Raw genomic sequence first — 13,208 nt, 5'->3', positions numbered from 1 at the left:
ATGAAGGACAGGACGAAAACGGCAGTGATCTCCGGTGGCGCGGGCGGCCTCGGCCAGGCCCTGGCCCGCGCTCTCCAGGAACGCAACTGGATGACGATTCTCATCGACCGCGATACCGGCAGGCTGCCGACCACGGCATGCCAGTGGCCGGTTACCTGCGACCTCACCGACCCCGATGCCCGCCGGACCGCTTTTGCCAAGATCCTCAAGACCTATCCGGAGATCGATCTCGTCATCTACAATGCCGGTATCACCCAGATTTGCGCTTTCGAGGGTTCGGACGAGGCCTCGCACCGCAAGGTATTCGAAATCAACTATTTCGCCGCCGTGGAGATGGCGCGTGCCTTTCTCAAATCCGTTCGCACCGCACGCGGCACCCACCTCGCCATTTCATCGGTCGCGGGCTTTTCCCCGCTCTACCACCGCACGGCCTATGCGGGTTCCAAGCATGCGGTTGAAGGCTTTTTCAAATCTCTGCGGTCGGAGGAAAAGGGCTATGGGGTCAAGACCCTGATCGCAGCACCGTCTTTCGTCGCCACCAATATCGGCAATGATCAACGCCAGGCCGACGGAATCGCGCGTCCGGGCTCGGCCGGTGACGGGATCGACTACATGACGCCCGACGATGCGGCCGCGGTCATCCTGAAGGGCTACGACAAGGCCTGTCCGATGATTCCGGTGGGCCGTATCGCCAAATTCGCCTGGTGGATCAATCGTCTCTCGCCCCGGCTTTTCCAGCGGCTGATGGAGCGCAACATGCGCGGCAAGGCCCCGTGAGCCTCAGATGACGACCTGGGCCCCGATCTCGACCACGCGTCCCGTGGGCAACCGGAAATAGGTCGAGGCGTCCGACGCATTGCGCGACAGGGCGAGGAACAGATGGTCTTGCCAGAGCGGCATCCCCGCCTCCTTCGACGGCACCAGCGACCGCCGCGAAAGGAAGAAGGACGTCGTCATCAGTTCGAACTTGATCCCCTTCTTGCGGGCGATCACGAGTGCGGCCGGCAGGTTCGGATCCTCCATGAAGCCGTAATTGATCGTCAGCCGGGCAAAATGCTCGTTGATCTCCTCATAGTCGATCTTCTCGTCATCGGGCACGCGCGGCTGCGGACGCGTGGCGACCGTCAGAAGCACGTTTCTACGATGCAGAACCCTGTAGTGTTTCAAGCTGTGCATGAGCGCCGTCGGCGCGGTCTCGGTGTCCGCGGTCAGGAACACCGCCGTTCCGTCGACGAAATCGGGCGGCTTCGAACCGAGCTGCCTGATCAGCTCGTCGAGTTTGGTCTCGGAGGCGCGGCTCAATTGGAACAGAAGCCTGCTGCCGCGGCGCCAGGTCCAGATGATCAGCAGAAGGATCGAGGCGATGGTGACCGACACCCAGCCGCCTTCGAAGAATTTGAGCGCGTTGGCACCGAGGAACATGAAATCGATGAGGAAGGCCGGCGTGGCGACAGCGAGCGCCACCGGCAAGCTCCAGTGCCATTTGCCGCGCATGACGATGAACAGGAGCAGCGTCGTCACCATCATTTCTCCGGTCACCGAGATGCCGTAGGCCGAGGCCATATGCTCGGAGGAACCGAACCCCACGACGAGCAGAAGAACACATGCGAGCAGCATCCAGTTGACCTGCGGGATGTAGATCTGTCCGGTCTGGGTGGCGGAGGTATGCACGATATTCATGCGCGGCAGCATGTGGAGCTGGATCGCCTGACGGGTGAGCGAGAAGGCGCCCGAAATCACCGCCTGGCTGGCGATGACGGTCGCAATGGTCGCGAGAATGACGAGGGGAATGTGGCCCCAGTCCGGCGCCATCTGGAAAAAGGGCTGGTCGACAGGGGCTGAAGAGGCAAGCAGATAGGCCCCCTGCCCGAAATAGTTCAGCAACAGGCACGGCAGCACCAGCCCGAACCATGCGAGCAGGATCGGCTTGCGACCGAAATGGCCGAGGTCGACATAGAGGGCTTCGGCGCCGGTGACCGCCAGAAAGGCGGCGCCGATGACGACGGCTGCCACTTCGACATTGGCATGGACGAAACGGACCGCCTCGAAGGGATTGAGCGCCCTGAAGACGGTCGGGTCGTCGGCGATGTGAACGGCCCCCATCGCGCCGAGGACCAGAAACCACACGAGCGTGACCGGTCCGAAGATGCGGGACACGCCGCCGGTTCCGAATCTCTGGGCCACGAACAGGCCGACGAGGATGCCGATGGCGATCGGCACCGTGAAGTGGCTGATCGAGGGCGCAGCGATCTGCAGCCCCTCGACAGCGGACGTCACGGAAATGGCCGGAGTGATGACGGCGTCGCCGAAGAACAGCGAAGCACCCAGCATGCCGAGAAACAGCACCTTGCCCGGATGGTTCTTCGCTGCCTGTTTGGCGATGGTCATGATGGCGAGCGTACCGCCCTCGCCCTCATTGTCGGCCCGCAACACGAAGATCGCATATTTGACGGCGACCACGAGGATGAGCGCCCAGAACACGATCGACAACGCCCCGATGACCTGGCTGTCGTCCGGAGCGGCGTCACCGGCGGCGGCTCGTACCGCTTCGCGAAGCGCGTAGAGCGGACTGGTACCGATATCACCGTAGACGACGCCGAGAGCCCCGAGGGCAAGCGCCCCGCTTCCGGCCTGTGCTGCATGACTTTTCTTGGGGGGTACGGGATCGTCGATCTTGCTGTCGATGGATGACATCAGCGCTTTCCGGCTGTGGAGAACTCCATGCCGGAAACGCTAGCGCGGCGCGACGGGTTCCGTAAACCCTCCGCGCCGCGCGATTTTGTTGCCTCTGTCCGGCGTCAGGCCTTCTGCTTGCCCTTGACCTGGGTCGCGATGAAGTCGCGCACGATACGGGCGACACCGCGGGCAAGAACCGCGTCCAGCGCATCCACGAACTCGTCGACATGCTTGCGCTCGCAGATGAGCGGCGGCTCGAGCCGGATGACGTTGCGGTTATATTCGGTGAAGGCCACCAGGACGTTGTGATCGCGCAGCAGTTCGGCGCCCACGAACCCCGAAAGCGAGCCCTTCAGCTTGTCGTCGAGCATAGCCACCATGGGGCGCAGCAGGGCGGGAAGCGTCTGCGAGAAATCCTGGAATTCGAGACCTATCATCAGTCCCTGCCCGCGCACGTCCTTGACGATCTGCGGATAACGGGACTTCAAGTGGTCAAGTCTCTCGAGCAGATAGTCGCCGACGGCGGCCGCATTGCAGATCAGGTTCTCGTCATACATGATGTTGAGACCCTCGATCGCCGTCACGCACGCCTCGCCTATGCCGCCGAAGGTGGCCTGGGCATGGATCATGGCGGACTTGGGCGTGCCATAGGCCTTCATGTAGATTTCGCGACGGGCGATCATGGCGGCCATGGCCGTCTTGCCGCCGCCGAGCGACTTGGCGAGCGCGGTCACGTCGGGCACGACGCCCGCATGCTGGAAGGCGTAGAAGCGGCCGGAGCGACCCATGCCGCACTGAACCTCGTCAGCCACCCAGAGAACACCATGCTTGTCGCACAGGGCACGCAGATCCTGCCAGAATCCCGGGGGTGCCTGAACGATACCGCCGCCGCCCTGAATGGTTTCGAGAACGATCACGCCGATCTGCGGATCGGCCTCGAAGGCGTTCCGGATCGCCTCGATATCGCCGAAGGGAACCTTGACCCCGTTGTCGGTGAGGCGAAACTCGCCGCGGTAAAGCGGTGAATCCGTGATCGAGAGTACGCCCTTGGTCTTTCCGTGGAACGAGTTCTCGGCATAGACGACCTTCGGACGCGACGGACCGGCCGCCCGTTCGGCAACCTTGAGTGCGGCTTCCATGGCTTCCGAACCGGAAGACCCCAGAAACACCATGTCGAGGTCGCCGGGGGAGATCTCGGCCAGGTTCTTCGCAAGCGCCGCCGCATACTGGCTCATGAAGGCGATGGCGATCTCGTGACGGTCCTCGTCCTGGAATTTCTTGCGCGCCTCGATGATGCGCGGATGGTTATGACCAAAAGCGAGCGAACCGAAGCCACCGAAGAAATCGAGGATCTTCCGGCCGTTCTGGTCGGTATAATACATCCCCGACGCGCTCTCGATCTTCACCTTGTCGAAGCCGAGAAGCTTCATGAAGTGGAGCTGTCCCGGATTGATGTGATCGCGGAACAGGTCGGTCATCTTGGCCACGCTCATCGCCTTGGCGTCATCGACGCTCAGAAGCGTGGGACGGCCAGGCATGCCCTCGTCGGCAAGCGATGGGGCGTCGGTCTTCCTGCGTACTGGTGTATCGAGCATGGCTTGTCCTGTCTCCCTCGAGTTCATTCGGCCGGAGCGACGTTGGCGTCGCCTGGCACCGGGGCACCGGCCTTCTTGGCGCGATACTCGTCATAGGCGGCAATCAGCATGTCCTCGTCGCGATATTGCGGCACCCAGCCGAGTTGGCGCGCTCCCTTGCCGACATCGAGCACGCAGTTCTCGTCGGCGATCAGGTACTGCTCGGGATCCATGATCGGCATGTTCATGTAGTCGAGCAGATCCAGCGTGCGCTTGACTGCCCAGGCCGGCGTCGGCAGCAGGATCGAACGGGAACCGGCATGCTTGACGAGATCGCCGAGAAGCTTGCGCACGGGGGGAGGATTGATCGAGCCGAGATTGTAGGCCTCGTTGGGCACGCCCGCCTTCCAGGCCAGATAGGCCGCTTCGGCGCAATCGAAGACCGAGATGAACTGATAGGGGTTCCTGCCCGAGCCGATCATCGGAACAGGCAAATTGGCGTCGATCAGCTTGAAGAGCTTCTCGAGAATGCCGAGGCGTCCCGGGCCGATGATGAGGCGCGGCCGGAACAGCGAGATCGACATGCCGCGCTCACGCCATTCGGCGGCGAGATGTTCGGTGTCGAGCTTGGACTGGCCGTATTCCCCGAGGGGCGCGACAGGATGGTCTTCCGTCATCGGGAAGGTCAGCGTGTGGCCGTAGATCATGTCGGTGGTGAAGTGTACGAGCTTTCTGGCGCCCGCCTTGTCCATCGCCTCGATGATGTTCTTGGTACCGTCATAGTTGACCGGATAGAAGAACTCGTGGCGCTTGGCGCGGATCTGGAGCGGCGAAAGCATCTTGGCCGACAGGTTGTAGACCATGTCTTCGGGTTCGATCGGGATAGCGCGCACCGCATCGCGGCTTGTCACGTCGCAGGCGATCTTGGTTGCACCCGAATAGAACGACCGATTGTCGAACACGATGTCCGCGACGATCACTTCCTCGCCATCGGCGAGCAGTTTCTGGGCCAAGTGGCGGCCGACAAAGCCGTCGCCGCCGAAAATGATGTGTTTCATCGCGAAATCTCACTCGTGACTGGGGTAACCGGCTCGATGGCCGCGGTTTCAAGCGTATGCGCCTTGTGCTCGCCGCTGCCCGACCGGGCAATCAGGACGGTGCCGACGCAGATGAAGGCGATCCCGGCGATGCGCCAGGCATTGAGATCCTCGCGGAAGACGAAGTATGCAAATACCGCGACCGCAACATAGGCGAGGCTCAGGAACGGATAGGCGAAGGACAGCTCGACCTTGGACAGCACGAAAAGGTGCGACGCCATGGAGATGACGAAGGTCGCAAGCCCTGCAAAGACCCATGGGTTGAAGAGGATCTGGAAAATCCTCGCTATCGCGGTTTCAGCGGTGAAGTTGAGAGGACCGAGCGTCATCATGCCCTGCTTGAGCATAAGCTGAGCCGCAGCGTTCGTCAGAACGGTAAAAAGAATGAAGACAATGTACTTCATGCGCTGTCCACTCCAGTAATTCCAGCAATCGTCTTAGTCTAAAAACGCCAAGAAACCGTTCATCAGGGCAGGTTTATTTGTTTCAAATTGTCGGCGTTTTCATTTTGGCACGTTTCGACGCCGTCCTTGCGGCCGGCCGGTGCGCCGGCATCCACCCGGTCGGCGGGTAATGCGAGCGCGGTTCGTTTCCAGAAATCCGAAACGATTTTCGGATCGCGCAACTCTTCGAGCCGCCTCCAATCCGGGAATGACGCTTCAAACATCTGCGCGCTCATGCGCGCATCCTTGTAGGGATTGAGTGCGCCTCCGGCGGCAAGAACGATCTCGTCGAGTGCCGCAAGCATTTCGAGCGTCGCCGCACCCTGGTTGGCAAAATCCAGCGTCAGCGTGAAACCGGGCCTCGCGAAGGACAGAAGGCCCGGCTGCGGCAATGCGCCGAAACGCTTGAGGACCGTCAGGAATGAGGCATGACCATGCCTACGGGCGCATTCCATCAGCTCGAGCACAGTCTCGCGCGCCTTGTCGGCCGGAAACACGCTTTGGTGCTGATAGAGACCCTTCGGGCCATACAGCCTGTTCCACTCCCCGATCGCGTCGAGCGGATGGAAATAGCCGCGCCAGCCGACAAGGCTGCGGGTTTCCTGCTGCGGCGCGCGGCCGTAGTAGAGCGCATTGAAGGCCTTCAACGTCAGGCGGTTGAGCAGATTGACCGGCGGCTGGAACGGCACGGAGAGATGGCGCCGCGACGCGCTCACCCGATCGCCGGCCTCGGCATGGTTGCCGGCCATGAGAACCCCTCGCCCGGTCGACTTCCCGGTCGCGAGCTGGTCGATCCAGGCAACCGAATATTCGTGCTCACGGTCGATTGCGTCGATGCGGTCGAAATAGCCGTCTATATTGTCGAACCGGCAGGCGAGTTGGCGGATATCGGGAGATGCGACCTTCATCAGCCGGATCCGGATGCGCGTCATCACGCCTGTGAGACCCATGCCGCCGATGCTGGCCGAAAAGAATTCGCGATTTTCCTGCCGGCTGCAGCGAAGAGCCGGGCCATCCGAGCGCAGAAGATCAAACGAAATCACCGAGTGGCCGAAGGAGCCGCGACGATGGTGGTTCTTGCCGTGAACGTCATTGGCGACTGCGCCGCCGAGCGTAGCGAGCGCGGTTCCCGGCGTGACTTCGAGATAGAAGCCGTGGGGAATGACATGCTCGAGGATTTCTTGAAGCGTCACGCCGGCATCGGCTTCGAGAATGCCGCTGCCGGGATCGAAAGCATGTATCCGGGCCCCCGGTCGCATGGGGATCAGCCGCCCGTCGTCATTGTGGCAACTGTCGCCGTAGGAGCGGCCATTGCCGAAAGCCAGCACGCTCCCGTCATCGGCAGCCGGATCGAGGCTCTCGATGGTCGCGCTCTGCCGTTCATGTCGGTCAAGCCGGCCCCAGCTGTCGAATTGACGGGGCATCAGTGCAACGTCGCAATGATGACGAGAGCGGCACCAACCGCCATCGTCGCCTGGCTGCGCCAGTCGCGCATGATGAAGACCACCGGATCGTCATGCATCTGCGACCGTCCGGCGAGGATCCATATCCGCAGCAGCATGTAGAGTATGATCGGGCAGAGCGGCCAGATGAGCCACGGCGCGCTGTACATCGACTGCACGTGATCCGAGTTGATGTAGAGCGCAAGAACCAGCGCCGAGGCAAATGCGGAGGATACGCCGCCTTGCGCAACCATCGCCTTGTCCGACCCGAGATAGCTTCGACCGTTGAGCTTCTCTCCCATGTCGATCTCGGTTTCATCGAGTTCGACGAAACGCTTCACCAGCGCCAGACTGAGGAAGAAGAAGATCGAGAATGCAAGCAGCCAGAACGACAGTTCGCTGTCGATTGCCATGGCACCGGCCATGATGCGGAGCGTATACAGCCCGGCCAGCGTGAAGACGTCGACGAGAAGCTTGCGCTTGAGGACGAAGGTGTAGGCCGTCGTGGTCACGCCATAGAGTGCCAGGGTGAGCCAGTAGAACGGCGACAGCAGGCCCGCGATTCCTATCGACGCAACCAGCAGCGACGCGGCCACCGCGAGAGCAACGGGTATCGAAACGGCGCCGGCCGCAATCGGGCGGAAACGCTTGCGCGCATGGCGGCGGTCATTGCCCAGGTCGATGATGTCGTTGAGGATATAGACCGCCGAGGCAAAGAAACTGAAGGAGAAGAACGCGCCGATGACCGCGGCAAGGGCGACCGGATTCGCCCATTCGTGATCGAGCACGAGCGGGACACCGATCAGCATGTTCTTGAGCCACTGATGAACGCGGATCGCCTTGAAGAGGGCTATCCGGGAGACCCTTCCGGTATCGACGAAGGTGCCGCCATTGGCCTCGCCCCAAGACCGCGCGGCACGGTCGGGCTGGACGATCATCGACTTGCGGGCCGCATCGAAGACCTTGAGATCATCCCGGCTGTTGCCGACATAGTCGAAGCCGCCCTCCCCGCATTCGGCAATCAGGCGGTTACGCTTGCGTGTGGCGGTCAGGTTTTCGCAATCGTCGGAATGGAGAACCCGGTCGAACAGGCCGAGATGGCTTGCGATGCCGGTTGCCGTCTTTTCCGCCGCGCCCGTGACCAGCCAGACCGGCCGGCCTTCAGCACGCGCATTGCGGATGAGCGTGAGCACCGCATCGCGATATGGCCAGTCTGCAGGCTCGCGCTCCGAACGGAACGCCACTTCGCGCTTGAGGACCTGCTTGCCCTGCATCGCCCAGTAAATGGCAGCAAGGATCATCCATGGCCGACGCAGCAACAACAGCGCCAGAGCTTCCCAAAGCGTATCGGTCGCAATCAGAGTTCCATCGAGGTCAACGCACAACGGAACTGTGCGAACATCGCTGCGAGCGTCCATGTCGATCCCCAGTTTCGCCTTCGACGTACAGAAGGCACCGGGACTGGCTTCAAATTCGCAAACAGAGGGGAAGATTCCGAGGCTTTTCAGGGCTATGGTTAAGAGCCCGACAATATTTCCGCGCTTATGAAATATCGCTGAAATATAAAATATCACCGGCAAGAACGCAGGTCCGGCGGGATGGGACGATCGGTCAGTAGCGTGCGAACATGCCGTTCAGCGTCTCGCGCCAGTCGATCATCCGGACCGGCGAACCATGTGAACCGGTATTGAGAAGAATGAATGTCGCCGGATAGGATTTCCGGCCATCCTTGATGGCGTCGAACACGGCGCGCTGGCTTTTCCAGTCGTAGACGCCGTCATTGCTGCCGTGAACGAAGGTGATCGGCACGCCAGCCTCGACGAGCGCCGAAGACGCGAGTTCCGGGTCGGGCATCCCGCCAAGCAGGATCATGCCGGCCAGATTGCCGGCAGCAGCCGGATCCCGGGCGAGCGAGAGACAGATGATCGACCCCATGGACCCGCAGGCGAGCACGACCGGCGCGCCGGGGTTCTGACGTCGAAAGGCTGCGATCAGCGCATCGACGTCACGCACACCGGCCGTTCCGAATTCGGCGATCGTGGGCGCGATATAGACGCCGTCATTCCGGACCGCGAGGTTCTTGATGCGGTTGAAATTGCCGCCGAACCGGTAGTCGTCCATGCCGAGACGCCGATCGCCGTTGCGCCCATGGATGAAGATCACCGCGAAACGCGCGCCGCCGAACATCCCGGCGATGCCGATTTCCATCCGCCCGTCCTTGGTCGCGAAAGTGCTGAGGGCAGATTTTTTGCGGACGGACAGATCGACATAATTGCGCTTGACGCGACGCTCGGGTATCTGGTCGCGGGCGTTGATGTCGCGCATTTCCCTGTAGTCGACGACGATGAACGACCGGTCGGGAGATTCCGACAGGGCCTGCGGAAGCGCGAAGAGGGTGTCTTTGAAGCTCTCAAGCTCAAATCCTGCTGCGGCGCCCGGTGAAAAAATGCCGGCGACAAGCAAGAAGGCGGGGATCACCCGCTTAAATAGGCCGAATGGCGGCCCACTATATCGCTTGAACGAGCTGATTCTGGCACACTCCGTGTGATTCGCCGCAGGGCTCAGCCTAACGCATGCTCGAACGAGAATGAATTGAAATGGACGATTCCAACGACCTCTTTTCCGCCATCCCCGATCAGGCGCCCAAAGTCGAGGCGCCTCGACCGGCGACACCCAAGGCAGAATCGCCCAAACCCGCCATCGCGCCGCGCGCATCCGCAGCGCCGGCCCCTGCGCCAGCCCCTGCCCCGCCCGCGGGTTCCGGCGCAGATTACGATGCGTCCGCGATCGAGGTTCTCGAAGGCCTGGAACCGGTCCGTCGTCGTCCGGGCATGTATATCGGCGGCACCGACGAACGCGCACTCCACCACCTGTTCGCGGAAGTCATCGACAACTCGATGGACGAGGCGGTCGCCGGCCATGCGAATTTCATTGAGGTGGATCTCGATGCCGAAGGATATCTGACGATCACCGACAACGGCCGCGGCATCCCGGTCGAAAACCACCCGAAATATCCGGACAAATCGACGCTCGAAGTCGTGCTCACCGTGCTTCACGCCGGCGGCAAGTTCGATTCCAAGGTCTACGAGACCTCCGGCGGCCTGCATGGCGTGGGCATTTCCGTGGTCAACGCGCTCTCCGACGTTCTGGAAGTGGAAGTGGCGCGCAACCGGCGTCTCTACCGCCAGGTCTTTTCACGCGGGCTCCCTCAGGGGCCGCTCGAGGAAGTGGGCGAAGTCCACAACCGTCGCGGCACGAAGATGCGCTTCCATCCTGACGCCCAGATCTTCGGCGCCGGTGCGAGGTTCGATCCGGGACGGCTCTACCGCATGGCCCGCTCGAAGGCCTATCTGTTCGGCGGAGTGGAAATCCGCTGGTCCTGTGCGGCGGAACTGGTGGAAGGCACGGAGACGCCCGACAAGGCCGTGTTCCACTTCCCCGGCGGCCTCAAGGACTATCTCGAGAGCTCACTTGGCAAGGATCATCGCGTCACCCGCGAAATCTTCGCCGGCAAGACGGCCAAGACCGGCGGGCACGGCTCGCTCGAGTGGGCGGTGGCCTGGTATGGCGGCGACTCCTCGATCTCGTCTTACTGTAACACCATCCCGACGCCCGAAGGCGGAACCCACGAGGCAGGCCTTCGCATCGCGCTCACCAAGGGTCTGAAGACCTATGGCGAACTGACCGGCAACAAGCGGGCTGCGCAGATCACCACCGATGACGTGATGATCTCGGCCATGGGCATGCTCTCGGTCTTTATCCGCGAGCCGGAATTCGTCGGCCAGACCAAGGACAAGCTCGCCACCGTCGAGGCGCAGCGCATCGTCGAAAACGCGCTGCGCGATCCCTTCGACCACTTCCTCACCGACAGCCCCGCCGAAGCGGACAAGCTGCTCGAATGGGTGATCGAGCGGGCCGAGGAGCGCAATCGCCGCCGCAAGGAAAAGGAAGTTAACCGCAAGACCGCGGTACGCAAATTGCGCCTGCCCGGCAAATTGTCAGATTGCAGCCAGACCACGGCCGAGGGAGCGGAGCTCTTCATCGTCGAGGGCGATTCCGCCGGCGGCTCGGCAAAGCAGGCGCGCAACCGCGCCAATCAGGCCATCCTTCCGCTACGCGGCAAGATTCTGAACGTCGCCAGCGCGGGTCGCGAAAAGCTGTCGGCCAACCAGCAGCTCGCCGATCTCATTCAGGCGCTCGGATGCGGCACGCGATCGAAATATCGCGATGAGGATCTGCGCTATGAACGCGTGATCATCATGACCGATGCCGACGTCGATGGCGCCCATATCGCCTCGCTGCTGATTACCTTCTTCTATCAGGAAATGACGGAGATGGTCCGCAACGGCCATCTCTATCTCGCCGTTCCGCCGCTTTACCGCATCACGCAGGGCTCGAAGACGCTCTATGCGCGTGACGATGCGCACCGTGCCGAACTGATGGAGACGGAATTCAAGGGGCGCGGCAAGGTCGATATCGGCCGCTTCAAAGGTCTGGGTGAGATGCTGCCTGCGCAGCTCAAGGAAACCACGATGGATCCGAAGAAGCGCACGCTTCTCAAGGTTGCGATCGACAATACCGATCCGCAGTCGACAAAGGATGCCGTCGACAACTTGATGGGCACGAAGGCGGAAGCACGCTTCCGCTTCATTCAGGAGCACGCGGCTTTCGCCGACAATCTCGATATCTGATCAGCTGCGATAGCTGATGCGACGCCCCGGGCCGTTCAGGCGGCCTGGGCAATCAGACGCATGGCGCGGGCGCGGCTGGCCTGGCGCTGCCATGCCACATGCATCTGTTCGACGATGCGCAGCAGATCGCCGATATCCGGATCGTTCTCGGCATCGGACGCATGGGCGAGGATCAGGCGCTCGGCGATTTCCGCGGCTTCCACACCCTTTTCCGATTTCGACGCCTGGCGCCACATCAGCGTGGCCGACAGGAACGGGCCGACGAGATTGGGCTGCAGGCCCGCCTCTCGATAGAGTGCGCGTATCGCAACTTCCCGTCCCTCGACCAGAAGTCCGCGGACCCTGGCATCACCGATGCCGGAGAGCGAAACCATGGCCGCGGCGAAGAAATCGACGTTACCCGAGCACAATGCGTGCATGAGGAAGGCGGGCGACAGCTTGCCCGACATGCGCAGATGCTCGACCAGAGCGGGCATCTCGTTGGCAGGAACGGTTTCGGCCAGTTTCAGAGTGACGTCGCGGCAGGCCTCTTCCGTCACCTTCCGCAGACGTTCGCCACCGATCGTGGACTGGGCGAGATCGAATACGGCAAGTGCCGCGCCCAGCCTTTCGACCAGGCTCTGGCGTACGGCGCAGGGCAGATCGTTGCGATCGAGAAGACGGGAGCGGATTTCCGGATGATCGCCGAAGCGCTCGGCAAGCCGCTTGAGCGAGATCGAGGCAACGCCGGCGCTCTCATTGTCCAGCATGTCCATGATGGCCCGTTCCCCACCGACCTCGGCAATGGCCGCGCATACGGCGACGCCGAGCGGGCGGCGATGGGCCGTCAGTTGCTGCAGGGTGGCGCGCCCGGTGGCGACGATGTCGACGAGATCGCTGTCGTTGAGGACCGGCGACAAGGCAATGACATGACCCGCGACCTCGATCTGGTCGTTGGCAAGGGCCAGAATGATCGAGCGCGGCGGGCGAGTAGAGCGGCAAAGCACTTCGGACAGAGCGATCCGGACCTTGGGAGATGCATCGTCCATCAGCATCGCCATGGCGGCTTCGGCCGAACGGCGTTCCTCTTCGGCCATGGTGCCTTGCACATAAGCTTTTCCGAGTGCGGCCGCGGCCTGTGCCCTCTCGGCCACCTTGGCGGTTTCGGACCACTTGAGAAAAGACTGTATAAACATAAGTCGAACCCGTTCACTCGATACCCAATGCCAAATTTCTACAGCCAAAAGGTTTACGATCCCTTCACCATGTTCATTAGGACTTGCATAAGCGTCGGCGCAGTGAACGC

10 protein-coding genes are annotated in these 13,208 nt (G+C 61.9%); 2 read left to right on the top strand and 8 right to left on the bottom strand.

Going from position 1 to position 13,208, the window contains the following annotated elements; genetic code table 11:
- The gene (locus tag E2A64_RS09465) at positions 1-777 is read left to right on the top strand and encodes an SDR family NAD(P)-dependent oxidoreductase (RefSeq protein ID WP_133284101.1); all 777 of its coding nucleotides are present in this window, start codon (positions 1-3) and stop codon (positions 775-777) included.
- 3 nt (positions 778-780) lie between these two features.
- Here the strand turns inward: E2A64_RS09465 and E2A64_RS09460 are convergent, their stop codons facing one another.
- The 7 genes from E2A64_RS09460 to E2A64_RS09430 all read right to left on the bottom strand — a co-directional run bounded on the left by E2A64_RS09460 (position 781) and on the right by E2A64_RS09430 (position 9,695).
- On the bottom strand, positions 781-2,694 hold the full coding sequence (locus E2A64_RS09460; protein ID WP_133284100.1) for a potassium transporter Kup: 1,914 nt from the start codon (positions 2,692-2,694) through the stop codon (positions 781-783).
- A gap of 104 nt (positions 2,695-2,798) precedes the next feature.
- On the bottom strand, positions 2,799-4,214 hold the full coding sequence (locus tag E2A64_RS09455; RefSeq protein ID WP_244598239.1) for an aspartate aminotransferase family protein: 1,416 nt from the start codon (positions 4,212-4,214) through the stop codon (positions 2,799-2,801).
- A gap of 80 nt (positions 4,215-4,294) precedes the next feature.
- Complete coding sequence (locus E2A64_RS09450; protein ID WP_133284098.1) at positions 4,295-5,308, bottom strand: NAD-dependent epimerase/dehydratase family protein; 1,014 nt, start codon at positions 5,306-5,308, stop codon at positions 4,295-4,297.
- Positions 5,305-5,751 carry a DMT family transporter gene (locus E2A64_RS09445; protein ID WP_133284097.1) on the bottom strand — a complete coding sequence of 149 codons (447 nt, stop codon included), beginning with the start codon at positions 5,749-5,751 and terminating at the stop codon, positions 5,305-5,307. Before E2A64_RS09445 ends, E2A64_RS09450 begins: the two co-directional genes overlap by 4 nt.
- 62 nt (positions 5,752-5,813) lie before the next feature.
- Complete coding sequence (locus E2A64_RS09440) at positions 5,814-7,214, bottom strand: FAD-binding oxidoreductase (RefSeq protein WP_133284096.1); 1,401 nt, start codon at positions 7,212-7,214, stop codon at positions 5,814-5,816.
- Positions 7,214-8,650, bottom strand: a complete 1,437-nt coding sequence (locus E2A64_RS09435) for a UbiA family prenyltransferase (protein WP_133284095.1) — start codon at positions 8,648-8,650, stop codon at positions 7,214-7,216. The genes E2A64_RS09440 and E2A64_RS09435 overlap by 1 nt, the downstream gene beginning before the upstream one ends.
- Before the next feature lie 193 nt (positions 8,651-8,843).
- Positions 8,844-9,695: an alpha/beta hydrolase gene (locus tag E2A64_RS09430; RefSeq protein WP_244598200.1), complete on the bottom strand. Its 852-nt coding sequence runs from the start codon at positions 9,693-9,695 to the stop codon at positions 8,844-8,846.
- Between the two features lie 134 nt (positions 9,696-9,829).
- On the opposite strand from E2A64_RS09430, the gene parE reads away from it, so the two are divergent.
- The gene (gene parE / locus E2A64_RS09425) at positions 9,830-11,923 is read left to right on the top strand and encodes a DNA topoisomerase IV subunit B (RefSeq protein WP_133284094.1); all 2,094 of its coding nucleotides are present in this window, start codon (positions 9,830-9,832) and stop codon (positions 11,921-11,923) included.
- A gap of 35 nt (positions 11,924-11,958) precedes the next feature.
- Here parE and E2A64_RS09420 read toward each other — a convergent pair whose 3' ends face one another.
- Positions 11,959-13,098, bottom strand: coding sequence for a DUF2336 domain-containing protein (locus tag E2A64_RS09420; protein WP_158285724.1), 1,140 nt, complete (start codon positions 13,096-13,098; stop codon positions 11,959-11,961).
- Positions 13,099-13,208: the final 110 nt, after the last annotated feature.

The sequence above is a fragment of the Pseudohoeflea suaedae genome, assembly GCF_004354915.1.
Taxonomy (GTDB): domain Bacteria; phylum Pseudomonadota; class Alphaproteobacteria; order Rhizobiales; family Rhizobiaceae; genus Pseudohoeflea; species Pseudohoeflea suaedae.
This window is presented reverse-complemented; position numbering and strand designations above follow the sequence as displayed.

Coding starts and splice junctions, on each gene's coding strand:
- E2A64_RS09465 (WP_133284101.1), top strand. CDS start 1: ATGAAGGACAGGACGAAAACGGCAGTGATCTCCGGTGGCGCGGGCGGC.
- E2A64_RS09460 (WP_133284100.1), bottom strand. CDS start 2,694: ATGTCATCCATCGACAGCAAGATCGACGATCCCGTACCCCCCAAGAAA.
- E2A64_RS09455 (WP_244598239.1), bottom strand. CDS start 4,214: ATGCCTGGCCGTCCCACGCTTCTGAGCGTCGATGACGCCAAGGCGATG.
- E2A64_RS09450 (WP_133284098.1), bottom strand. CDS start 5,308: ATGAAACACATCATTTTCGGCGGCGACGGCTTTGTCGGCCGCCACTTG.
- E2A64_RS09445 (WP_133284097.1), bottom strand. CDS start 5,751: ATGAAGTACATTGTCTTCATTCTTTTTACCGTTCTGACGAACGCTGCG.
- E2A64_RS09440 (WP_133284096.1), bottom strand. CDS start 7,214: ATGCCCCGTCAATTCGACAGCTGGGGCCGGCTTGACCGACATGAACGG.
- E2A64_RS09435 (WP_133284095.1), bottom strand. CDS start 8,650: ATGGACGCTCGCAGCGATGTTCGCACAGTTCCGTTGTGCGTTGACCTC.
- parE (WP_133284094.1), top strand. CDS start 9,830: ATGGACGATTCCAACGACCTCTTTTCCGCCATCCCCGATCAGGCGCCC.
- E2A64_RS09420 (WP_158285724.1), bottom strand. CDS start 13,098: ATGTTTATACAGTCTTTTCTCAAGTGGTCCGAAACCGCCAAGGTGGCC.